This window comes from Halopseudomonas salina, from assembly GCF_014637955.1.
GTDB lineage: Bacteria > Pseudomonadota > Gammaproteobacteria > Pseudomonadales > Pseudomonadaceae > Halopseudomonas > Halopseudomonas salina.
The window spans coordinates 358,196-379,835 of sequence record NZ_BMFF01000003.1; the positions used below are offsets into that span (position 1 = coordinate 358,196).

Sequence of the window (21,640 nt, forward strand, 5' to 3'; positions counted from 1 at the left end):
ATATGAAAGGCATCATTCTGGCAGGCGGATCGGGCACCCGCCTTCATCCGATTACACGGGGCGTATCCAAGCAACTGCTGCCGATCTACGACAAACCGATGATCTACTATCCCCTGTCGGTGCTGATGCTTGCCGGCATTCGGGAGATTCTGGTCATCTCGACGCCGGAGGACCTGCCCAGCTTTCGCAAGTTACTCGGTGATGGATCGGATTTTGGCATCAGTCTGGAATATGCCGAGCAACCTTCACCAGACGGCCTGGCCCAGGCCTTTCTGATTGGTGAGCATTTTATCGGCGACAGCAATGTGTGCCTGATCCTGGGCGACAATATTTTCTATGGTTACGGCTTCAGCGCGATGCTCAAAGAGGCCGCAGCTCGCAGCTCGGGTGCCACTGTGTTCGGCTATCACGTGAGCGACCCGGAACGCTTCGGCGTGGTGGATTTCAACGCTGAAGGCCGTGCTATCTCTATCGAAGAAAAGCCAGCCGTTCCCAAATCCAACTACGCGGTGACCGGTCTGTATTTTTACGACAACGACGTGATAGAAATCGCCAGAAACATCAAGCCATCACCGCGCGGCGAACTGGAGATCACCGACGTGAACAGTGCCTATCTGGAACGAGGAGATCTCAACGTCAGTCTGCTGGGACGGGGATTTGCCTGGCTCGACACCGGTACCCATGAGTCTCTGATGGATGCCGGCCAGTTTGTGCAGACCATTGAAGCGCGCCAGGGTTTGAAAGTCGCCTGTCTTGAGGAAATCGCGTTCAATCAGGGCTGGTTGTCGGCTGACAAACTGAAAGCCCAGGCCCAGGCACTCAGCAAAACAGGCTACGGCCAGTATCTGAGTAAAGTCCTCGCCCAGGGGCCGAGCAATGAAGATTATTGAAACAGCACTGCCTGGCGTTTTCATTATCGAACCCACCGTATTTGGCGATGAGCGAGGTTTCTTCCTGGAGAGCTTTCATGCCGAGCGTTATCGTGACGCCGGAATGGATATGGCATTTGTGCAGGACAATCATTCGCGTTCCAGAAAAGGCGTGCTTCGCGGTCTGCATTTCCAACGCCTACATCCCCAGGGGAAACTCGTACGTGCCAGCCGAGGCTCGATATTTGATGTTGCCGCAGACATCGACCCCGCCTCCCCTAGCTTCGGTCAGTACGTCGGCGTTACGCTATCAGACGAGAACCATCGCCAGATGTGGATCCCACCGGGTTATGCCCACGGATTCTGCGTACTGAGTGAGGTGGCTGATTTCGAATACAAGTGCACCGACCTGTATTACCCCGAGGATGAAGGCGGGGTGCTGTGGAGCGACCCTGATCTGAACATTCAGTGGCCCATTACGGAGCCTCTGCTTTCAGCCAAGGATCTGGCGCTGCCGTCACTCGCTGACCTGGCAAAACACGCCAGATGAGGGTCCTGCTCACAGGCGCCTCAGGGCAGGTTGGCCATGAAATCGAACGCCTGACCCCGACTGGCTTCGAGCTTCTGGCACGAACGTCTTCCCAGCTGGGTATAACGGACGCCAGTGCAGTGCAAACAGCAGTATCAGAATATAAACCCGCCATCATCATGAATGCCGCTGCCTACACCGCAGTGGATCAGGCCGAAAGCGAGTCAGAACGCGCCTGGAGCGTTAATCAAATAGGGCCTGCCAATCTGGGCAAGGCCGCACAGAGTGTCGGCGCTGTTGTTTTTCATCTGTCGACGGATTACGTATTCGCAGGTGATCTGAATCATGCGTACAGGGAAACAGACTCCACAGGACCCACCGGGGTCTACGGTGCCAGCAAGCTGGCAGGCGAGCAGGCGCTCCTGGCTCAGCTGCAAAGATCGCTGATCCTGCGAACCAGCTGGGTATTCGGCGTACACGGCAAGAACTTCGTCAAGACCATGCTCAAACTGAGTAATGAGCGGGAAGAGTTGAGGGTTGTCGCGGACCAGAGAGGTTGTCCGACGTCGGCAGCGAGCATCGCCAACTGCCTCTGGGAACTGGCAGTGCGTTATCAGAAAGCCGGGGATCTTCAGTGGGGCACCTACCATTTTGCTGGTTCGCCAGCCTGTACCTGGCATGACTTTGCTCAGGAAATCCTCAACAGAGCCCTTCAGTCAGGACTGCTCGACAAGCTGCCCGCCTTACGTCCGATCACAACGCAGGACTATCCAACTCCCGCCCAACGCCCAGCGTTCTCTGTACTGGATTGTTCGCTGATTCAAAATACCTTTGGCATCTGTCAGCCCGACTGGCGAGTCGACCTGGATAAATTATTGGAAGAGCTGAGGCAGGATTAGTCTGGGGAAGGAGCGCGCGGGCCGAAGGAGTGCTGACCGGGGTCCTACGTTTTGAATATGAGAGGCGCCCGCGAGCATCCGAGTCCCGGTTCGGTCGGGGTGAGCTCTGCTGGCGCTGCTGTCGAGGTGGAACTCGACAATTCCCAGGTACCGGACTTCATGGAAAATCCATCGCCAGCCTGAGCAATTGCAGCGTGGCGTGAAAGAAAAGGCACAGGCCGGGAGGGGCATCCTGTGAGTGGTCGAGTTCCATCTCGGCCAGGCGTGTCGAGCCAGACAACCGCCTGGCCCGGGGAAACTCAGGACCCAGACAGCTCTGAAGATTCATACTCGCGAATCATGCCAACCAACTGGTCCTTGAGGCTGAGACGCTGCTTCTTGAGATTCTCCAGGTGCTCATCAGAGCAGTTCTCTGCACCTGTTTCAAATCGATGCACCGCATGATCAACCTCATGGTATTCCTCAAACAGCTTTGCGAAGTGATTGTTACTGGTTTTCAGCTGGTGAATCGCTTCTTTTGCTTCGGGCATTTCGTGAATCAGATCGTGCTTTTCCAATGACATGCAGACAGCCTCTGTGGTTGGGGTGGATAACTCTTCACCACTATCAGCCATTTGCACTCATCCAGCTGTTGATCCTGATCAAGGAAGCAGTGATTGGAGCAAGGATACAGCGTGACAGTTAGGTGAAAGTCGATCAGCGGCAGGCAACTGAAATGCCGCTGACATCCGCATGAGGTTAGCTGTGACAAAACCCAGCTGATGTCATGAGGTGAACCATGTATGCCGAAAAATCCGTTGTTCGCGTGCATCGCGACCTGAAAGTCCACACAACGCTCTATCCCAACCCGCGCACCAGCGCGACCATCATTCTGGTCAATGGCTCATTGGCGACCAGCGCTTCGTTCAGTCAATCAGCGCGTTATCTGCAGCCATTGTTCAACGTGGTGCTGTTTGATCAGCCCTATCAGGGTCAGTCGAGGCAATACAATCCCGGCATGCCGTTGATCGACAAGCAGGATGAAGCGCTGATTCTGCTGGATCTTATCGAATTGTTTCGTGCTGACCATGTGCTGGCGTTTTCCTGGGGCAGTGTGGCGACTCTGCTGGCGCTGGCGCAACGGCCAGAACGGATACGCAGTGCGGTGATCAGCTCCTTTTCACCTGTGCTCAATCCCGCCATGCAGTCCTATCTGGATCGTGCACAACACAGCCTGGCCGCGTGTGACCGGCAGGCAATCGGTGACCTGATCAACGGGACTATTGGCGAGCACCTTCCCTCACTGTTCAAGCGCTGCAACTTCAGACATGTAAGCTCCCTGGAAGAGTTCGAATACGCCCAGATGCTGTTTCACGTGCGGCAGGTGCGCGAGCTGGACTCGGCGCAGTATATGAGTTGCGTGGGCAATATCGATGTGCCTTTGCTGTTCATCAACGGCGAGTGGGACCGCTATACCTCACCGGAAGATGCCAGGCATTTCCGGGCGCTGGCACCGCAGTCAGATTTTGCCACTATCGCGCATACCGGGCATTTTCTGGAGATGGAACACAAGACCGCGCTGCAGGATGTGCAATCGGTGGTTGAGAGATTCTTGTTGCGTGGACGTGTTGCCGAAGGGCAGCAGCCGCGGTTGGCGATGGCTGGGTAGCACTCAAAATCAAAATGGTTTACCGCGTTCGCGGGAATGACGATGGGGTCGGAAGCTGGGTAACGGCCGATACACCCGGGAGTGGCCGAGTTTCATCTAGGCCTTGGGCGCAGCTTTTCCCCTTTTGTCGAGGTGGAACTCGACACTCCCAGGACGGAGCTTGGCGACTTCCGGGAGTGGCAGAGCTCCATCTAGGCCTTGGGTGCAGCTTTTCCCCTTTTGTCGAGGTGGAACTCGACACTCCCAGGGCGGAGCTTGGCGACTTGCGGGAGTGGCCGAGTTCCATCTCGGCCTGTGTGGATTCAGGTTGCTTCGCTATCGAGCTGGAACTCGACGCTTTCCTGTTGGTAGTAGGTGCAAAGGCCAGGGCGCGAACGAGGTCCCGACCACTGAATCTGAATCACCAAACATGCTCAGTTGTCCGAATCGAAACCAGCCATGAATGCCGGCATCTGATCCGCCGGCATCGGCCTGGCATATAGATACCCCTGGGCCTGGTCACAGCCCAGGTTTTTAACCAGCTCATCCTGCTCTGGGGTTTCCACGCCCTCCACTACTACATTTAGGCCAAGCGAGTGCCCAACGGTAATAATGGCCTGCATGATGGCCAGGTCACTCTCGTTTTCCAATGCATGATGCAGAAAGCTCATATCAATCTTGAGGCTGCTGACCGGCAGCTTTCGCAAATACACCAGGGACGAATGACCAGTACCAAAATCGTCTATCGAAATGTGCACCCCGGCCTGTTTCAACCGCTCCAGCTGCCTTATTTGCGCTTCATCTCCCCCAAACACCTCGTTTTCCGTCAGTTCCACGCCCAGCTGGCCGGGGGTCAAGCCGTAATCGTGGAGCGTCTGCAGAATATGATCCGCCAGGTGCTGATTGATCAGTTGCTTGCCGGATAAATTAATATCCACCCGCAACGCCTCGAGTGCTGTGCCTTGCCAGGCCTTGAGCTGTTTGCAGGCCGACTGGATTACCCATTCACCAATACGATTGATCAGACCGGACTTCTCCGCTACGGGAATAAAAACGGCCGGGGATATGGCTTGAGATCGCTCGTCGAAACACCGTAGCAAGGCTTCGCAGGCTCCGATGCGCCCATTTCTCAAATCGACTTGCGGCTGAAAATAGAGCTGCAAACTATCAGTTACGATGGCGCGCTGCAGGATTGCAGTGACCTCCTGATATCGAATCAGACGCTCATTGATGTCTGAAGTATAAAAACACACACTGTTTTTACCCTTTTCCTTGGCCTGGTACATGGCTGCATCAGCATTGCCCATGAGTTCGGCCACCGTAGTGCCATCGGCCGGATACAGGCTGACGCCGAAACTGGCGGTTACCTGATAACAGTCTCCATCCAGAAAAAAGCCCTGATCGAGCTTAACGATCAGCCGTTTGAGGAGTTCATGAATACGCTCTGCACTATCGAGATCAAACAGCAGCAAAACAAACTCATCACCGCCAAAGCGGCTCAACAGATCATAGGTACGCACTTCGGTTTTCAGGGCTTCAGCAACGGCCTTCAGTAGCTCATCGCCATAATGGTGGCCCAGGGTGTCGTTGATCAGCTTGAAATTATCCAGATCGATAAACACCACTGCCAATGCGCGATTCATGCGGTCTGCTTCGGCCAGACGCTCCGACAATTCAAATTCCATCATTCGCCGGTTCGGCAATTGAGTCAAATCGTCGAAACTCGCCACCCTAATTAGCTCATCCCTGGCCTTTTTCTGCTCCTGCAAGGAAATGTCGATACAGAACATTTCACATTCGCCGGTATCCTGTTTGATCATGACATGACTGGAATAAACCGGGACGAGGTGACCCTCCTTGTGCTGCAGTTCGATTTCTGCCGCGGGAATGCTGACGTTGTTATCTAACCAACCCTGGTGGGCTTCTATTACGCCCTTGCGCATCTGGTCAGGAATGATCAAGTCTTCCAGCAACCGGCCGTGCGCTTCCTCCCGGGTATATCCGTAGAGGCGCCTGCTCGCTTCGTTCCAATAAATGACCTGGCGTTTTTTGTCGTAGCCCTGCACCGCGACCATGGGTAGGCTCTCGATCAGCTCATAGAACTTTTGTTCGCTCTGTACAACCGCCGTTGGTGAGGCGCTGGCCGATGTGGGCGATGCCGCAGGATCCTGTTTATCTGGCATGGTCTGTAACTCCGAAAACCTTCCGGACGATTGAGCTCGGGGCCAAAAGATCAGGGTCAGGTTTTGCGTTTTGCCTTCAGGTCGAACCGGGACGCTTAACAAATCTGCACATTTATCCAATGCGCCTCATGGATTAAATCAGACTGGATCCGTTTTGCGATATTTTCAAGTTTCATCGCCCTGCACCTGTTGCTGGTGAGAGGATCTGTGGGGAGCTTGGCTAGCTGGGTAGTGAGGGATACGCCCATTGAGCGCCGGGTGAGCGGGTTTCTGGTGCAACACTTTGATTTAAATTACCGGGAACGGCCGAGTTCCATCTCGGCCAGGGTGCTTTCAGCGCACATTTGATCGAGGTGGAACTCGACCCTCCCAAGGGCGATTACTGCGGATTCATCGAGTCAAATACAGTCGTTTCCCTGTCTGCAGCCGCTGCACGCATGGCAATCAGTTGTTTGATCTTGCGATGCGGGAAGACGTAGAACTGATCGTCTTCGACGGCCTTAAGTGTCATTTCGGCTACGTCTTGGGCTTTGACTCGGCCTTTTTCTACAGCTGCTTTGAGAGCCGCGGCGCGTTCCTGATCGATCGCGCTCGGAGCGAGCGTGTCGGCCATATCCGCAGGGCGGTTACGGGCTGAGTCGTGAATGCCGGTGGGGAAGAAAGCCGGGCACAGAACGGTCACACCAACGTTATTAGCGCCCACGTCATGCAAATCCAGCGCCAGCGTCTCGGAGATCGCCACGACAGAATGCTTGGTCGCGTTATAAACCGCCATGCTCGGGCCGTTTACCCAACCAGCGGCGGAGGCGACGTTGACGACATGGCCTTCGCCCTGCTCGATCATCATCGGGATAAAGGCCTTGAGACCCCAAGCTACTCCGTACATATTGACGCCAACCACCCATTCCCAGTCCGCCTGGGTATTCATCCATACGGGCCCGCCGACGCTGACACCGGCGTTATTGAACAATAGATGTGCGCCACCAAACCGGCTTTTTGCCAGATCAGCAAAAGTCTGAACCTGCTCTAGCTTGGAGACGTCCAAGCGCATGGTTACGGATTCAATACTGGAGTCCAACTCATTGACCTGATTCAGGGTTTCTTGCATGCCGGCTTCGTCGACATCCCCCAGTACCAGTTTCATACCCCGTGCGGCACAACGCAGCGCGAATTCGCGGCCCAGACCACTACCACCACCGGTAATGACCGCTACTTTACCTTTCAGGTTTTGCATGTGCTCTCTCCTTGTGGGGCCGCAAGCCGTACCCGCAGCCAGATTATTGATTTGATGAATAGCATGCCCGCATTGCCCTACCCAGACCAGATCTATCATCCAGGTTGATCAGCGTTTATCAGCCCGTGCTGGTCGGACGCCGGAAGTCGCACGAACTTCCTCTTAGGCTATAGTCAGTCATCTGTTTCAAACAATAAAAGGAATGCACTGTGAGCATGGCCCGCTCGATATCTCTATTGGCACTGTCGCTGGTTGCGCTGACCACGGAGGCCGCGCCCATCATCCTCAATACCGATGTGTCCCCGCCCTATCAGATTCGTACGCCCGAGGGCCTGGAAGGCTCATCAGTGCGCACACTGGAATGTGTTTTCGAGTCCATGCAGCAAGCGTACGAGATAAAGATTCTGCCCTGGGAGCGGGCCATCTATGAGGTGGAGCAGAACCGGGCAGATGGCTTTTTCTCTGCAACCCAGATGCCCCGGGCTGAGCCCTATGCCACGCTGTCCGCGCCGCTGGCGTTGGAAAAATGGTTCTGGTATAGCAATACAGATAGCGCTGTAAAACCAACCGCCCGCCCGCGAACCGGAGCTATTAGAGGCAGCAATCAACTGGCCTGGTTGCTGGAAAAGGGCACCGAGGTAGACCAGGTGGTTGGCACCACCGAGCAATTATTGCAATTACTGGATCGCGGTCGGATTGATCGATTTCTGGCCGATCAGAGCACCCTGCGTACTGTTCTTACCCAGCAACCCGTCCAACTGCGGCCTGGTTTCGAGCAGTTTTACAAATACGCCACGCTCGGTGTCTACTTCTCCAATCGCTTGCTGGCACGCGAACCTGATTTGCTGCAACGCTTTAACCGGCAGGTTTACTACTGCCTGGCAGAGACGCCCGCGCTGCATGCTGCGGAGAAAAAACAGATTGCCCAATTGCATCGCGACCTTTACCAGAGTTGGGCAGACAATCGGGTCCTGATTGACGCTGTGCGCCAGCAAAATAGGGAGCATGTGCAGCTTCACACCAGGGAGATTCTGGCACTGGACAGGCAATGGGTTAAAGAGACCAAAACCGGCTCCGCCCCCATAGCCGATGGGCTGCTGGCGCGACCCTTCTCGGCATGGCTCAAGACTCAGCAGGCAGAGAGCAACGGTCTGATAACCGAAATAATGGCCACGGACCGACTGGGTTTGCTGGTGGCCGCCAGCGAGCGGACCACCGATTACTGGCAGGGCGATGAGGCCAAGTTTTCCGAGGCGTTTTTTGCTATCAACAACGAGGCCTATATCGGTACGCTGCAATATGACCAGTCGAGCCAGGCCTATCAGGTGCATATAAGTGAGCAGATCCGTGACCCTGACACCAAGGAAGTAATAGGCACATTGATTATCGGTCTGAATATTGAGCGTGCCCTTTTGAAATCGGATCTTGGAGGCAAGTTATGATGCGCACCAGCCAACGCATCACGACCGCTTGCAGTCTTATGCTGGCGGCCGGGGTTCTGCTTGTGGGCTGCGCTGCGCCGCAACCCAAGGGCCCGTTAAGCGAGAAGCTTGCGCGGGTAACGCTGGAAACCCGGCCCCAAGATCGCATCGAAGCTTACAGGCTGGATGGCCAGTTGGTTAGTGGTCTGCATTTTGATGATCTGGCGCCTGGTAACCACGACCTTCGGGTACGTTATTATTTCGAAATTCCCGGCTCCGCTGGCGGCGCGGGCTCACTCGGGGAGTCTCGATGGGAGCGTTGCATTCTCGGCGTGCGCTATGCGGGCTTTGACGGGGGCCAGGATTACATTTTTCAGGCACAACCCATGGGGTTTCGAGCGTCGGGGTCGCTGCGCTCTGCCAACGGCGAAAAACTGGCAGAGGCACAAGTCATACGTTGCGGCCCGGCTGCCTGATAAAGCCTGTCTGACGCCACAGTGGCAGCCAGGCAAGATCATCTGAATCCTGAGCCGAGTGGTACTCGGCGCCTATCCAGCCTGCATAGTCGCTGGCCGCCAGAGCTGCAAAAGCGGCTGCAAAGTCCAGATCCCCGGTCCCCGGTGCGCCCCGTTCCGGCGTGTCGGCGAACTGCACATGCCCGATCTTGCCCTTCAGCCGCCCTATAACCGCGGGCAATGACTCACCCATGCGCTGCATATGGTAAAAGTCCAACTGCGCCGACAGATTCGGGTGACCGACACAGTCGATCATCTGCGCCAGCTCCTCGCCAGTGGCCAGCAGAAAATCGGGCATATCGATCCGGTTGATCGCCTCGCATACCACCTTTACATCCAACCCGGCAAAAGCCTCTGCCGTAGTGGCCAGATTCCTCGCCAGGGTTTCCAGGGAGCTGTCGCGGGTGGTGCCTGCAAGCAAACGGCCCGGCAGCACGTTGACCCGTTGTGGCCGCGCAATCGCTGCGTAGGCCAGCGCCTGCTCCAGCGCCGCCTGAAACAGCTCTTCCCGACCCGGCACCCCGGCCAACCCTGCCCCGCCCTCAAGCAGATCACCTGCGGGCAGATTGAACAGCACCAGAGGCATCCGGGCCTGCTGCATTGCCTCGCTGAGCTGCTGCGCCGGTACCGCATAAGGAAACTGGATTTCCACACCATCAAAACCATTGCGCGCTGCTGCCCCGGTGCGCTCGATCAGGGGTAAGTGGTTAAAAAGCATGGACAGATTGGCAGACAGTGGCCAGGACATGACGTGAACACCTCTTGATGATCAATGCAGCGATGATAAGCGCAACAAGCCTGCGGACCAAAGGCAGCCGCTGGCAGATGCCCATGCTACAATCGCGCCACGCCCCGGCCGGACTCGACACCTGGTTGGGAGTCTTCCGCTATTGAACCGGAGAAATACATGTCGATCTCAAAACGTCCGCTGGCCGTCATGGCTGGCTTGTGCCTGTCTGTTGCCTCCCTGTTTGCTGCACTACCTGCCGCTGCAGAAACCACCACCCTGCGTGTATCTGCCATTCCCGATGAAGCGCCCACTGAATTGCTGCGCAAGTTCGAGCCCTTGGGCAAGTACCTGGAGCAGGAACTGGGCATGCCCGTAAGCTTCCAGCCGGTATCGGATTACGCCGGGGTGGTTGAAGCTCTGGGCGCCGGTCGCCTTGATCTGGCCTGGCTCGGCGGTTTTACCTTTGTGCAGGCGCACCTGCGCAGTGGTGACGCGATTCCCGTGGTGCAGCGTGAACAGGACGCCGTATTTACCAGCACCTTTATTACCGCCAACCCTGATGTGAAAGAGCACAAGGACCTGGAAGGCAAAAGCTTTGCATTCGGCTCTGTCTCCTCAACCTCAGGTCATCTGATGCCACGCTACTTCATGCAGCAGGACGGCATTGATGCAGACAGCTTCTTCAGCCGCATCGCCTTCTCCGGTGCCCATGATGCCACCGCCGCCTGGGTCGAATCGGGCCGTGTGGATGCCGGTGTATTGAATGCTTCGGTATGGGACAAGCTGGTTGCCGAAGGCAAGGTCGATACCGACAAGGTACGCGTCTATCAACGCACGCCTACCTATTTCGACTACAACTGGACGGTGCGCGGCGACCTGGATCCGGAACTGGTCGAGAACATCCGCCAGGCGTTTCTCAAGCTGGATCCCGAAAACCCCGAGCACAAGGAAATCCTTGATCTGCAGCGCGCCAGTCGCTTCATCGAGACCAGCCCGGAAAACTACGCAGGCATCGAGCAGGCCGCACGCGCTGCCGGCCTGCTGCAGTAAGCCGTGGGCGTCGTACTCGAGGGTGTGGGCCTGACCCACGCCGGCGGGTTGCCAGCACTGCAGGGTATCGACCTGCGCATCGAGGCCGGTGAGCGGGTCGCCGTCATAGGCTCCTCAGGTGCTGGCAAGACCACCCTTTTGCGTCTGCTTGCCACCGGCTTGATGCCCAGTAACGGGCGACTGATGCTGCTGGGGCAGACACCCGCGCAACTGGGTTCCGCTGCCTTGAAAAAGCTGCGCAGCCGTATCGGCCTGATTCATCAGAGCCCGCCGCTGCCACCCCGCCAGCGTGTGGTAACAGCGGTGCAGGCCGGGCGGCTGGGGCAATGGTCCCTGCCCCGGGCGCTGATGTCGCTGTGCTATCCGCTGGATATCGACGGGGTCGAGCAGGTCCTCACGCCCATGGACCTGACCGACAAGCTGTTCAGCCGCTGCGATCAACTTTCCGGCGGCCAACTGCAACGGGTCGGCATTGCCCGTGTGTTGTATCAGCGTGCGGAACTGGTATTGGCTGACGAGCCCGTTGCGGCCATGGACCCTTTGCTGGCAGATCACACTGTCGCTCTGCTTAACCGGCTTGCCGCTGAGCGCCAGGTAACCCTGGTGGCCAGCCTGCACGCCGTGGATCTGGCGCTGAAGCACTTCCCCAGGGTAATCGGGCTGCGCGCGGGGCGGGTTCATTTTGACTGCCCCGCCGGGCAGGTAACCGACGCATTGCTCGAGTCCCTGTATGCCAACGACGAACTGGGCCCGGTGCAAGCGCAAGCAAACCATCCGGTTCCCCAGACTTTCGGGCCTGTGGCAGGGGTCGCTCCGCGATGCCTGTAGGATTACCGCCGCGCAACCGATGGCGTGATCCGGCAGCACTTCCCCGCCTGCTTATGACCGTCGCGGCGCTGATTATTCTCTGGCCGGGACTGGTATTGACCGAGTTCAACCCGGCCACTCTGATCGACCCTGATAACGCATCAGTCATGGGACGATTTCTGGCAGGTTTCTGGCCACCTGATCTATCCCCCCGCTTTCTTGCCCTGCTGGCAACCGCCACCCTGGAAACCCTGGCGATGGCCACCGCAGGCCTGACTTTGGCTTTGTTACTGGCCGTACCCATGAGTCTGCTGGCCACCCGATCCTTGTCGGTCTCATCGTTGCTGACAGGCCAGCCGGCGCGCTGGTCATCCGTGGCGCGCTATCCGGTGAGGCTGGTGATGATACTGCTGCGCAGTATTCCGGAGATTGTCTGGGCGTTACTCTTTGTGCGCGCTGTCGGGCTTGGCCCCACTGCCGGGGTACTGGCCATCGCCATCACCTACAGTGGCATGCTCGGCAAGGTATACGCCGAGATCTACGAATCTGTGGATCAGGCCCCCGCACGCGCCCTGCTGCAGAGTGGCAGCTCGCGACTCGCCGCGTTCTTTTACGGCATTCTGCCGGGCGCCGCACAGGAGCTGACTTCCTACACCCTGTATCGTTGGGAATGCGCCATTCGCGCCTCGGTCATCATGGGTTTTGTCGGGGCTGGCGGATTGGGGCAGATGATTGATCTATCGATTCGCATGTTTGCCGGCGGCGAAGTGGTTACCATCCTGGCGAGCTTTCTGCTTCTGGTGTTGCTGGCCGATCAGCTCAGCTCCGTACTGCGCCGGAGGCTGGCATGAACCGGCCCTGGCAGACACTTATTCTGATTGGCTCGATCCTGACAGCGATTATCGCGTCGTTCCTGTACCTGAGCATGGATCTGGGCGCCCTGACGCGGGGCGACGGGCCCGCGCAGATGGCAACCTACGCACAGTCGTTTTTCCCACCCGATACCTCTGCGCCCTGGCTGCGCAAGATCGGTTGGGGGCTGCTGGAAACCCTGGCAATATCCGCCGTCGGCACGCTGCTCGCCGTTATTGCCGGGGCCATTATCAGTCTGCTCGCCGCAGGCCGATTGGGGGAAATAGCCCGCGGGCTGGCGCGCTTGCTGCTCAACGCACTGAGATCGGTACCGGAGCTGGTATGGGCTGCATTGATGGTACTGGCCGCGGGTCTCGGACCCTTTGCCGGCACGCTGGCTATTGCCCTGCATACCACCGGCGTGCTCGGCAGGCTGTTTGCCGAGGCTCTGGAAAACAGCCCCCGGCAGCCAGCAAGAGCATTGCAGGACAGCGGCGCCGGGGCCACTGCAGCTTTTTTCTACGGCACCCTGCCCAACGTGTTGCCGCAATGGCTGTCGTACAGCCTGTATCGCTGGGAAAACAATATTCGCATGGCCGCGGTGCTGGGTTTTGTGGGAGCGGGCGGGCTCGGCCAGATGCTCTATGTCACGCTCAGCCTGTTTCAGCAATCAAGGGCGCTGAGCGTGATTCTGGCCATGCTGCTACTGGTCCTGGCGGTGGATGGTCTGAGCGCCTGGTTGAGACGGCGCCTGGCCTGAAAGAGCTGGCCGCATCAATGTGTTGCGGCGCGCTCCTGCACCAGCACCCAGGGGCGAATGACCACCGCCCACAAAGTGTCGGGGTTGCGCCGGCTCCAGTCCGCCGCCTCCTCATCCGAGGCGGGGCCCAGCTGCTTGTCTTCCATCCAGCGACGAACCTGCCCTGTGTCGTCACGGGTAAAGGCGCCAGCCACTTCCACCAGGTCCAGCTCGCGGCTTACCGAAAGCAGGTTGCCTGCAGCAAAGTGCCGCTCCAGCGCCTGCCACTCGATCTGCGAAGTCGCGCCCAGAATTGCGGCGTAGGTCTCATCGGGGCCTGTCATGGCGATGCATCCTCATCAATATTGATTCAGCGCATGGTAACCATCCTGCCTGCACTTGCAACAATTGGTCGGCAAGTCCGGGAAAAAAGCCTATTGTGACAAGGGCGTGTCGACTTTCAGACATAATGTTGCAGCAAGAGGACATTGGCCCATAAATGACCCGGAAATTACCAACCGCTGATTCCCTGCGCACACGCACATTGCTAAACTGCGCCGGTACAGTTCCGGGAGAGGGACAGGATATGGCACCTGCCGACACCGCCAACTCTTCGATCTAACGAACATCAAGCGAGAAAATAAAATGAAAATGGCTCAGAAAAAAGCAATCTCCCTGTTTATTGCCGCCGCCGCAGTTGCCGGTGCCAGCAACTTTGCGCTCGCAGCAGACAACATCAAGATCGCCCTCGCCGGCCCCGTCACTGGCCCCGTTGCCCAGTACGGCGACATGCAGTTCATTGGTGCCAAGATGGCCATCGAACAGATCAACAAGGCCGGTGGCGTGAACGGTAGCCAGCTCGAAGGTGTCGTATTCGACGACGCCTGCGATCCGAAGCAGGCTGTAGCCGTGGCCAACCGCATTGTCAACGAAGAGATCCAGTACGTAGTAGGCCACCTGTGCTCAAGCTCTACGCAGCCCGCCTCTGATATCTACGAAGACGAAGGCATTCTGATGGTTACCGCCGCCTCCACCAGCCCGGAAATCACCGAGCGTGGCTACGAGCTGGTGTTCCGCACCATCGGTCTGGATAGCCTGCAGGGCCCAACTGCTGGCAACTATATTGTCGAGCAGGTCAAGCCGAAGAAAGTCGCTGTTATTCACGACAAGCAGCAGTATGGTGAAGGCATCGCCACAGCCGTGCGCGACGTGCTGGTCGAGGGTGGTGTAGCGGTACCGGTATTTGAAGGCATCACTGCCGGTGACAAGGACTTCTCTGCACTGATCGCCAAGCTGCGTCAGGAAGGCGTCGATTTTGTCTATTACGGTGGCTACCATCCCGAACTGGGCCTGATCCTGCGTCAGTCTTCCGAACAGGGTCTGGATGTGACCTTCATGGGCCCTGAAGGTGTGGGTAACCCCGACATCTCCGCGATCGCCGGTGAGGCGTCAGAAGGCCTGCTGGTTACCCTGCCCAAGGCATTCGATCAGGATCCGCGTAACGCCGAACTGGTTGCTGCATTCAAGGCAAAAAACGAAGATCCATCAGGTCCTTTCGTATTCCCGGCTTACGCAGCGGTGCAGATCATTGCTGACGGCATCAAGCTGGCCGGCGAAAATGATACCTTCGAAGTAGCCAAGGCCCTGCGCAGCAACGAGTTCGATACACCTACCGGCACCTTGAGCTTTAACGAAAAGGGTGACCTGCAGGACTTCAACTTCGTTGTCTACAAATGGCACGCTGACGCAACCAAGTCTGCTCTGACCGAGTAACACCAGGTTCGGGCCCCGGGGCAAAGCTACATTCGCCCCGGGGCCCGTTTTTTTGATGCCCGTCTGTCCTGACCCGCATTGCTCATCCTGCTATTCCAGGTGTCGTGACCATGCCCGAGTCACTCTATTATTTCCTGCAACAGATACTGAACGGCCTTACGGTCGGCAGTACCTACGCGCTGATCGCGATCGGCTATACGATGGTGTACGGCATCATCGGCATGATCAACTTCGCCCACGGCGAGGTCTACATGATCGGCAGCTACATTGCATTCATAACCATTGCCGCCCTCGCTTTATTCGGCATCGAATATGTACCGCTGATGATTATCGGTGCGTTCATCGTCAGCATGATAGTAACCAGTGCCTACGGCTACAGTATCGAACGTGTTGCTTACCGCCCCTTGCGCGGTGGTAACCGACTGATTCCGCTGATCTCTGCTATCGGTATGTCGATCTTCCTGCAGAATCTGGTACGCCTGGCGCAAGGCTCACGGGATATCGCCATGCCCAGCATGATCACCGGTGGCATCACCATCGGCCCGGAAGACGGCTTTGCAGCAACTCTCTCTTACATGCAGATGATCATCTTTGCCGTCACACTGATCACCATGACCGGCCTGACCTTCTTCATTACCCGCTCGCGCATGGGCCGCGCCTGCCGGGCCTGTGCTGAAGACCTGAAAATGACCAATCTGTTGGGTATCAATACCAACGGCATCATTGCGCTGACCTTCATCATTGGTGCCGCACTGGCAGCTGTTGCCGGCGTTCTGCTTGGCATGTACTACGGCGTGATCAACCCCTATATCGGTTTCATGGCCGGCCTCAAGGCTTTTACCGCCGCGGTACTGGGTGGCATTGGCAGCATACCTGGAGCGGTGCTGGGTGGTTTGCTGCTGGGTATCACCGAGGCCATCACCGCAGGCTATTTCAGTAGCGAGTACAAGGATGTGGTGGCCTTCAGTCTGCTGATTCTCATTCTGCTTTTCCGCCCCAGCGGCATTCTCGGTCGCCCGGAGGTAGAGAAAGTATGAGGTCTCTCAATTTCAAGGCGGCCTGCATTTCCGCCGTGGTAGTGATAGTGCTCACCGCACTGCTGATGGGCGTGCGCCTGGAGCAAAGCGGAGCCGGGCTGACGGTCACCGGCGCAGGTGAAGACGTACTGTGGAAGATTGCCGCAGCGGCCGCATTCCTGTTCTTCTTCAACCTGTTCCGCGACCAGATAAATGGTCTGTGGCGCGCGATTCCCAGCGTGCCAAAAACGCCACCCAAGCTTGCCGATCTGCGTGACAAACCGGCATTGCAGCGTCTGTTCTGGTGTTTTCTGATTGCCGGGGCAGTGGTTTTCCCGTTCATGGCCAACCGTGGCGGTGTGGATCTGGCGACGCTGGTGCTGATCTACATCATGCTTGGCCTGGGCCTGAATATCGTGGTCGGTCTGGCGGGCTTGCTGGATCTCGGTTATGTCGGCTTTTATGCAGTAGGCGCCTACACCTACGCGCTGCTGGCGATGTATTTCGGCCTGGGATTCTGGACCGGCCTGCTGGTCGCCGGCGCCATGGCTGCGCTTTTCGGCTTCCTGCTGGGCTTTCCCGTTCTGCGGCTGCGCGGCGACTATCTGGCGATCGTGACGCTGGGCTTCGGGGAAATCATCCGAATCCTGCTTAACAACATGACCTGGTTGACCAATGGCCCGAACGGTATCGGCAGCATCCCCAAGCCTACCCTGTTCGGCCTGGAATTCAGCCGCCGTGCCAGTGAGGGCATGCAGACCTTTCACGAGTTCTTTGGCCTGGACTACGATTCCAGCCATCGAGTCATTTTCCTGTACCTGCTGGCCCTGGCATTGGTGCTGATCACTCTTTATGTAATCAATCGCCTGCTGCGCATGCCCATCGGTCGCGCCTGGGAAGCTTTGCGCGAGGACGAAATAGCCTGCCGTTCGCTGGGCATCAACCCCACTGCAATCAAACTCAACGCCTTCACCATCGGCGCCACCTTCGCTGGTTTCGCAGGCTGTTTCTTTGCTGCGCGGCAGGGCTTTATCAGCCCCGAGTCCTTCACCTTTATCGAGTCGGCGATCATTCTGGCGATCGTCGTGCTGGGCGGCATGGGCTCACAGGTGGGTGTTATTCTGGCGGCGATCATCATGACTATCCTGCCGGAGCTGGCGCGCGAGTTTAATGAATACCGCATGCTGCTGTTCGGTCTGATGATGGTGCTGATGATGATCTGGCGGCCCCAGGGTCTATTACCGATGAAGCGTCCGCATATGGAGCTCAGAACATGACTGCGATGACTCCCCTGCTCGACGTATCGGGCCTGACCATGCGTTTTGGCGGTTTGCTGGCCGTCAACGGTGTAGGCCTGCAGGTACACGAAAAACAGATCGTCTCGATGATCGGGCCCAATGGCGCGGGCAAGACTACGGTATTCAACTGCCTGACCGGATTCTACAAGCCTAGCGATGGCAAGATCGTGTTTCGCGGCGAAGAGATTCAGGGTCTGCCGGGCTTCAAGGTTGCCCGCAAAGGCATGATCAGGACCTTCCAGCATGTGCGCCTGTTCAAGGAAATGACCGTCGTCGAGAACCTGATGGTCGCACAACATCAGAACATGAATACCAGCATGCTGGCGGGTCTGTTCAAGACCCCGGGTTACCGTCGCAGCGAAAAGGAAGCCCTGGACCGCGCGGCTTACTGGCTCGACCGAGTAAATCTGCACGAATTCGCCAACCGCACCGCCAATACCCTGGCTTACGGCCAGCAACGTCGTCTGGAAATTGCCCGCTGCATGGTCACTCAGCCCAGCCTGCTGATGCTCGATGAGCCAGCTGCCGGCCTCAACCCGCGGGAAACAGAGGATCTCAAGGAGCTGATCGCCGAGTTGCGCGATAACCACGACCTCACGGTCTTGCTCATCGAGCATGACATGAAGCTGGTTATGGATATTTCCGATCATATCGTGGTGATCAACCAGGGCTGTCCGCTGGCCCAGGGCACACCGGAAGAAGTCCGGCTGAATCCTGACGTCATCAAGGCCTATCTTGGCGAAACCTGAGGGTTAATCTGCATGCTGTACATGAAGAACGTATCAACCCACTACGGCAAGATTCAGGCACTGCATGATGTGAGTCTGGAGGTGGAGCGCGGCGAGATTGTTACCCTGATCGGCGCCAACGGGGCTGGCAAGACTACCCTGCTGATGACGCTGTGCGGCGATCCGGCCGCTACCACCGGCAGTATCCGCTATGCCGGTGAAGAGCTGACGGGGCTTACCACTGCCGAGATCATGCGCAAGGACATCGCCATAGTACCCGAGGGTCGGCGGGTGTTTTCGCGCCTGACCGTGGAAGAAAATCTAAGCATGGGCGGGTTCTTTACCCATAGGGACGCGTTCCAGGAGCAGATGGATACCACCCTGACCCTGTTTCCACGGCTGAAGGAGCGGTTCCAGCAACGGGCCGGCACTATGTCGGGTGGCGAACAGCAGATGCTCGCAATCGGCAGAGCCTTGATGAGCAAACCGAAGTTGTTGCTACTCGATGAACCTTCCCTGGGCCTGGCTCCCATCATTATCCAGCAGATATTCGAGATTATCGAACAACTGCGCGAACAGGGCGTGACCATCTTTCTGGTCGAGCAGAACGCCAACCAGGCATTGAAGCTGGCTGATCGCGGCTACGTGATGGAGCACGGTCGCATCGTGACCCAGGACACCGGGGAAGCCTTGCTCAGCGACCCGCAGGTGCGCAGCGCCTATCTCGGCGGCTAGGCTGGGTTAGTCAGCGGATGGCGGGCCTGTCAGGAGGCCCGGGTAGGCACAGCCAGCGAAGCTCTCACCCGCTGTCAGCAGCCGTGTACTGGATTGATAGTAATATCCGTTGAGACGGGAGAAGCAGGGTTTCGGGTATACCCAGAGCTCAACTGGCTCGCCCTCAAGAGTGCGGAAACTCCGCACGCCGTCGGGTAGTTTTTCGGTGATGATCGGTTGCCATTCGTCACCGAGGGTAGTCAGCTGCAGGCCGGAGCCGGCAATGCGTACCATCCATTCGGGCCGCTCGCCTTCCGCAACCCACTGGCTGGCCGCAGCAACCTCGTCTGCACAACCATCACCAGTAGCACCCAGGCGCACAACAGCGCCGGGGCTGATGCTGTTGCCGTCAACAAGTTGTCCGCGGAGTTCGACAAAGAGCACGTTCTGGGCTGGCTCCGCCACGCGCTCAAAAAGAGCTCTCAACTCACCGTCTATCCGCACCTGATGGGCAGAGCCGGAACAGGTTTCAAGCCGTGCCCCCTCCTCTGTCAGGTGCATCAGCCCACTGGTTCGCGAGGACCCTTCCCCATCGGATTGCGGCAACCAGGCGCAGCCGGATAGGGTAACGAGCGCGAGCGTGGTGCTCATTGCGGGCATCGAACAACGGGAAACGGGCATTTGCGGTCCTCGAAATCAATAATATACAGAAATACTTAAAGGTAACTGGTCACAAAAAGATCAACTGGTGCTAGCCTAGCAGGAGTATCGCAACTACCCTAGCAACGCCAGTAACCAATAACATTTGAGCACGACTCCCAGGGCAATATGAAAAAACTAACCGCCGTTTCCGCCGTCATCATCTCAATGGCATTGACCGCCTGCTCTACCCCTCCACCCGCCCCTGTGGCTGTAGCACCGCCGCCGCCCTGGGCAGAGCCCAGGATAGCCAGCCTGACCGCGGTTGCCGAGGCGCAGGGTTTTGAAGTACAGCGTGAAGGCGAGCAGATCCGGCTGATCATTCCCGTCGACGGCACTTTCCACCCCAAGCGCACGCTTCTGTTGCCTTCGGGCCTGGCACCGCTGGGCAAGGTGGCGAAAGCGCTGAAGGATGACATGGGCAGTCAGTACGCGGTAATCGGGCACAGCAGCAGCGACGGTGACCGGGAGCTCAATCGGCGCCTGAGCATGGAGCGCGCTCAGGCTGTGGCCAGCGTGCTGATGCTCGGCGGTGTGAGTAGCCAGCGCATGAGCCTGCACACCATGGGTGAAGACAGGCCGATGGCTGATAACTCCACACTGACCGGCCGCGATCTCAACCGCCGGGTGGAGATTCGTCTGACACCCTATCCTGCTCGCAGTATTGCGCTGGCCGCTACGCAGCCCTGAACCGCGAAGCCTTTACCCAGCGCACCGCGCAGTATGGAAACAAAAAACCACCCAAGGGCTTGAGCCCGAAGGTGGTTTTTTAATGCCTGGCTTTTAACCGGCAAGCCTGGGATCAGGCAGAGATCGGCGTGCGCCAGTCATCGGAACCGGAAGTGCCGGAGACTTCGTGGGTCCAGATAATCTTGCGGTAGGTAAAGTACACATCTTCCAGATGGGTGAAGTGCGACAGATTCGGATCCTGACAATTGGGCATGTGCGACTGCACATCAACGATGATCGCGTCCTGCAGCTCAATCGTATAGTAGTGCTCCTGGGTGCCGGTAGCGGAGGTGCGATACCACTCCAGGCGGCAACTGCTCAAGCGCTCACCTGAGGTCAGGGCGTTGAAGATCAACGGGGAAGACTTGTCGAACACCTTGGTGATCATCAGTGGTTTGTGAACGCGCTGACCGGTTGGCTGACCGGATTGCGGATCACGCGGGATGATTACCTGATGATCGAAGGCCTGAACCAGAATCTGATCCTCGTGGCCTTCCTGGAAGATATTGCCGACCGAGTCCTCGGTAAAAGTACCTGCTGTGATCAGACCTTGCTTGGTGCCTTCGAGGGACATATAAGCGGGTGTTGGCATCGGAGCTCTCCTTGCGGGGTTGTGGACGTTCTACGCCCTGGAGCTCATCTACTTACAAGACCTGTGCCGAACTTATATTATCTTTTAAAATCAAGTACATACGCTATTTTTCATCAGCCGAAAAATCAAACTGTGCGCCAGTTCACGGGATATTGCGCAAAGCCTTGCGCAGCTGCGCGCAGGAAGTTGCCAGAGAGACCGGAGGCCGCTGAGGGCCTCACCCGCCAGCCGAGATAAGCCTTTGAGGTGCAAGCAATTGCGCAAGAAGCTGCACACCCCCGACCTACTCCCAGGGCTTGCCCCGGGTTCTCTCGACGCGAGTCACCCGACCATGCATCGCGGCCTTGGCCAACATATGTGCGCTGACCGGCGCAGTGATAAACAGAAAAAGTGTTATCAATAGCTCATGCAGGCTGATCCCGTCGCGGGTGGCACTGAAATACACCAGTGAGCCGATCACCAGAGCACCTACACCGAGCGTTGACGCCTTGGTAGGGCCGTGCAGCCGCATATAGAAATCCGGCAGCTTCCAGAGCCCGATAGAGCCGATCAGGGCAAATACACTGCCCAGCAAAATGAGCGCAGCCACAACCCATTCTACGGCACTGGCGCTTTGTATGGCTTCTAGCATCTTGG

General features: G+C 57.5%; 24 protein-coding genes. 16 read left to right on the forward strand and 8 right to left on the reverse strand.

Annotated features, from left to right (window positions below; genetic code table 11):
* The first annotated feature begins 2 nt into the window (after positions 1 to 2).
* The 3 genes from rfbA to rfbD are packed head-to-tail and all read left to right on the forward strand — an operon-like array spanning position 3 to position 2,297.
* Positions 3 to 890, forward strand: a complete 888-nt coding sequence (gene rfbA, locus IEV54_RS09025; RefSeq protein WP_150278418.1) for a glucose-1-phosphate thymidylyltransferase RfbA — start codon at positions 3 to 5, stop codon at positions 888 to 890.
* Positions 877 to 1,419: a dTDP-4-dehydrorhamnose 3,5-epimerase gene (gene rfbC, locus IEV54_RS09030; protein WP_150278417.1), complete on the forward strand. Its 543-nt coding sequence runs from the start codon at positions 877 to 879 to the stop codon at positions 1,417 to 1,419. The genes rfbA and rfbC overlap by 14 nt, the downstream gene beginning before the upstream one ends.
* Positions 1,416 to 2,297 (forward strand): dTDP-4-dehydrorhamnose reductase, encoded by an 882-nt coding sequence (rfbD, locus tag IEV54_RS09035; RefSeq protein ID WP_150278416.1) that lies wholly within the window; start codon positions 1,416 to 1,418, stop codon positions 2,295 to 2,297. Before rfbC ends, rfbD begins: the two co-directional genes overlap by 4 nt.
* Before the next feature lie 299 nt (positions 2,298 to 2,596).
* Here rfbD and IEV54_RS09040 read toward each other — a convergent pair whose 3' ends face one another.
* Positions 2,597 to 2,911 carry an HP1242/YdcH family protein gene (locus IEV54_RS09040; protein ID WP_223825492.1) on the reverse strand — a complete coding sequence of 105 codons (315 nt, stop codon included), beginning with the start codon at positions 2,909 to 2,911 and terminating at the stop codon, positions 2,597 to 2,599.
* A 164-nt stretch (positions 2,912 to 3,075) separates the two neighbouring features.
* Between IEV54_RS09040 and IEV54_RS09045 the strand changes: the two genes are divergently transcribed.
* The gene (locus tag IEV54_RS09045; RefSeq protein ID WP_150278415.1) at positions 3,076 to 3,945 is read left to right on the forward strand and encodes an alpha/beta fold hydrolase; all 870 of its coding nucleotides are present in this window, start codon (positions 3,076 to 3,078) and stop codon (positions 3,943 to 3,945) included.
* Between the two features lie 413 nt (positions 3,946 to 4,358).
* On the opposite strand, the gene IEV54_RS09050 is transcribed toward IEV54_RS09045, so the two are convergent.
* Both IEV54_RS09050 and IEV54_RS09055 read right to left on the reverse strand, forming a co-directional pair.
* Complete coding sequence (locus IEV54_RS09050; protein WP_150278414.1) at positions 4,359 to 6,107, reverse strand: putative bifunctional diguanylate cyclase/phosphodiesterase; 1,749 nt, start codon at positions 6,105 to 6,107, stop codon at positions 4,359 to 4,361.
* 379 nt (positions 6,108 to 6,486) lie between these two features.
* A complete protein-coding gene (locus IEV54_RS09055; protein ID WP_188434396.1) occupies positions 6,487 to 7,341 on the reverse strand; it encodes an SDR family NAD(P)-dependent oxidoreductase in 855 nt (284 codons plus the stop codon).
* A 215-nt stretch (positions 7,342 to 7,556) separates the two neighbouring features.
* Here IEV54_RS09055 and IEV54_RS09060 point away from each other — a divergent pair, with 215 nt between their 5' ends.
* Both IEV54_RS09060 and IEV54_RS09065 read left to right on the forward strand, forming a co-directional pair.
* Positions 7,557 to 8,783 (forward strand): substrate-binding periplasmic protein, encoded by a 1,227-nt coding sequence (locus tag IEV54_RS09060; RefSeq protein ID WP_150278412.1) that lies wholly within the window; start codon positions 7,557 to 7,559, stop codon positions 8,781 to 8,783.
* Positions 8,780 to 9,238 carry a PA0061/PA0062 family lipoprotein gene (locus IEV54_RS09065; RefSeq protein WP_150278411.1) on the forward strand — a complete coding sequence of 153 codons (459 nt, stop codon included), beginning with the start codon at positions 8,780 to 8,782 and terminating at the stop codon, positions 9,236 to 9,238. The genes IEV54_RS09060 and IEV54_RS09065 overlap by 4 nt, the downstream gene beginning before the upstream one ends.
* Here IEV54_RS09065 and IEV54_RS09070 read toward each other — a convergent pair.
* Entirely contained in the window at positions 9,213 to 10,025 is an 813-nt protein-coding gene (locus tag IEV54_RS09070) for a hydroxypyruvate isomerase family protein (protein ID WP_150278410.1), read from the reverse strand. The two genes, IEV54_RS09065 and IEV54_RS09070, sit on opposite strands and share 26 nt — an antisense overlap.
* A 165-nt stretch (positions 10,026 to 10,190) precedes the next feature.
* Here IEV54_RS09070 and IEV54_RS09075 point away from each other — a divergent pair, with 165 nt between their 5' ends.
* The 4 genes from IEV54_RS09075 to phnE are packed head-to-tail and all read left to right on the forward strand — an operon-like array spanning position 10,191 to position 13,476.
* Positions 10,191 to 11,057, forward strand: coding sequence for a putative selenate ABC transporter substrate-binding protein (locus tag IEV54_RS09075; RefSeq protein ID WP_150278522.1), 867 nt, complete (start codon positions 10,191 to 10,193; stop codon positions 11,055 to 11,057).
* Positions 11,058 to 11,060: 3 nt separating this feature from the next.
* Complete coding sequence (locus IEV54_RS09080; protein ID WP_150278409.1) at positions 11,061 to 11,885, forward strand: phosphonate ABC transporter ATP-binding protein; 825 nt, start codon at positions 11,061 to 11,063, stop codon at positions 11,883 to 11,885.
* Entirely contained in the window at positions 11,876 to 12,715 is an 840-nt protein-coding gene (locus IEV54_RS09085; protein ID WP_150278408.1) for a PhnE/PtxC family ABC transporter permease, read from the forward strand. The genes IEV54_RS09080 and IEV54_RS09085 overlap by 10 nt, the downstream gene beginning before the upstream one ends.
* A complete protein-coding gene (phnE, locus tag IEV54_RS09090) occupies positions 12,712 to 13,476 on the forward strand; it encodes a phosphonate ABC transporter, permease protein PhnE (protein WP_150278407.1) in 765 nt (254 codons plus the stop codon). The genes IEV54_RS09085 and phnE overlap by 4 nt, the downstream gene beginning before the upstream one ends.
* Positions 13,477 to 13,490: 14 nt before the next feature.
* Here the strand turns inward: phnE and IEV54_RS09095 are convergent, their stop codons facing one another.
* Positions 13,491 to 13,799 carry a DUF2288 domain-containing protein gene (locus tag IEV54_RS09095; protein ID WP_150278406.1) on the reverse strand — a complete coding sequence of 103 codons (309 nt, stop codon included), beginning with the start codon at positions 13,797 to 13,799 and terminating at the stop codon, positions 13,491 to 13,493.
* A 307-nt stretch (positions 13,800 to 14,106) separates the two neighbouring features.
* Between IEV54_RS09095 and IEV54_RS09100 the strand changes: the two genes are divergently transcribed.
* From IEV54_RS09100 to IEV54_RS09120, 5 genes are all read left to right on the forward strand, one after another.
* Positions 14,107 to 15,228: a branched-chain amino acid ABC transporter substrate-binding protein gene (locus IEV54_RS09100; protein ID WP_223825504.1), complete on the forward strand. Its 1,122-nt coding sequence runs from the start codon at positions 14,107 to 14,109 to the stop codon at positions 15,226 to 15,228.
* Positions 15,229 to 15,338: 110 nt separating this feature from the next.
* Positions 15,339 to 16,265 (forward strand): high-affinity branched-chain amino acid ABC transporter permease LivH, encoded by a 927-nt coding sequence (gene livH / locus IEV54_RS09105; protein WP_150278404.1) that lies wholly within the window; start codon positions 15,339 to 15,341, stop codon positions 16,263 to 16,265.
* Positions 16,262 to 17,521, forward strand: a complete 1,260-nt coding sequence (locus IEV54_RS09110; RefSeq protein ID WP_150278403.1) for a high-affinity branched-chain amino acid ABC transporter permease LivM — start codon at positions 16,262 to 16,264, stop codon at positions 17,519 to 17,521. The genes livH and IEV54_RS09110 overlap by 4 nt, the downstream gene beginning before the upstream one ends.
* Before the next feature lie 5 nt (positions 17,522 to 17,526).
* Complete coding sequence (gene livG / locus IEV54_RS09115; protein ID WP_150278521.1) at positions 17,527 to 18,291, forward strand: high-affinity branched-chain amino acid ABC transporter ATP-binding protein LivG; 765 nt, start codon at positions 17,527 to 17,529, stop codon at positions 18,289 to 18,291.
* 12 nt (positions 18,292 to 18,303) lie between these two features.
* On the forward strand, positions 18,304 to 19,005 hold the full coding sequence (locus IEV54_RS09120) for an ABC transporter ATP-binding protein (protein WP_150278402.1): 702 nt from the start codon (positions 18,304 to 18,306) through the stop codon (positions 19,003 to 19,005).
* Positions 19,006 to 19,011: 6 nt separating this feature from the next.
* Here IEV54_RS09120 and IEV54_RS09125 read toward each other — a convergent pair whose 3' ends face one another.
* Positions 19,012 to 19,665, reverse strand: a complete 654-nt coding sequence (locus tag IEV54_RS09125) for a hypothetical protein (RefSeq protein WP_150278401.1) — start codon at positions 19,663 to 19,665, stop codon at positions 19,012 to 19,014.
* A gap of 147 nt (positions 19,666 to 19,812) precedes the next feature.
* Between IEV54_RS09125 and IEV54_RS09130 the strand changes: the two genes are divergently transcribed.
* A complete protein-coding gene (locus IEV54_RS09130) occupies positions 19,813 to 20,373 on the forward strand; it encodes an OmpA family protein (RefSeq protein WP_150278400.1) in 561 nt (186 codons plus the stop codon).
* Between the two features lie 112 nt (positions 20,374 to 20,485).
* Here IEV54_RS09130 and IEV54_RS09135 read toward each other — a convergent pair whose 3' ends face one another.
* Both IEV54_RS09135 and IEV54_RS09140 read right to left on the reverse strand, forming a co-directional pair.
* Entirely contained in the window at positions 20,486 to 21,004 is a 519-nt protein-coding gene (locus IEV54_RS09135; RefSeq protein ID WP_150278399.1) for an Hcp family type VI secretion system effector, read from the reverse strand.
* 283 nt (positions 21,005 to 21,287) lie between these two features.
* Positions 21,288 to 21,635, reverse strand: a complete 348-nt coding sequence (locus tag IEV54_RS09140) for a Na+/H+ antiporter subunit G (protein ID WP_150278398.1) — start codon at positions 21,633 to 21,635, stop codon at positions 21,288 to 21,290.
* Between the last annotated feature and the right edge of the window lie 5 nt (positions 21,636 to 21,640).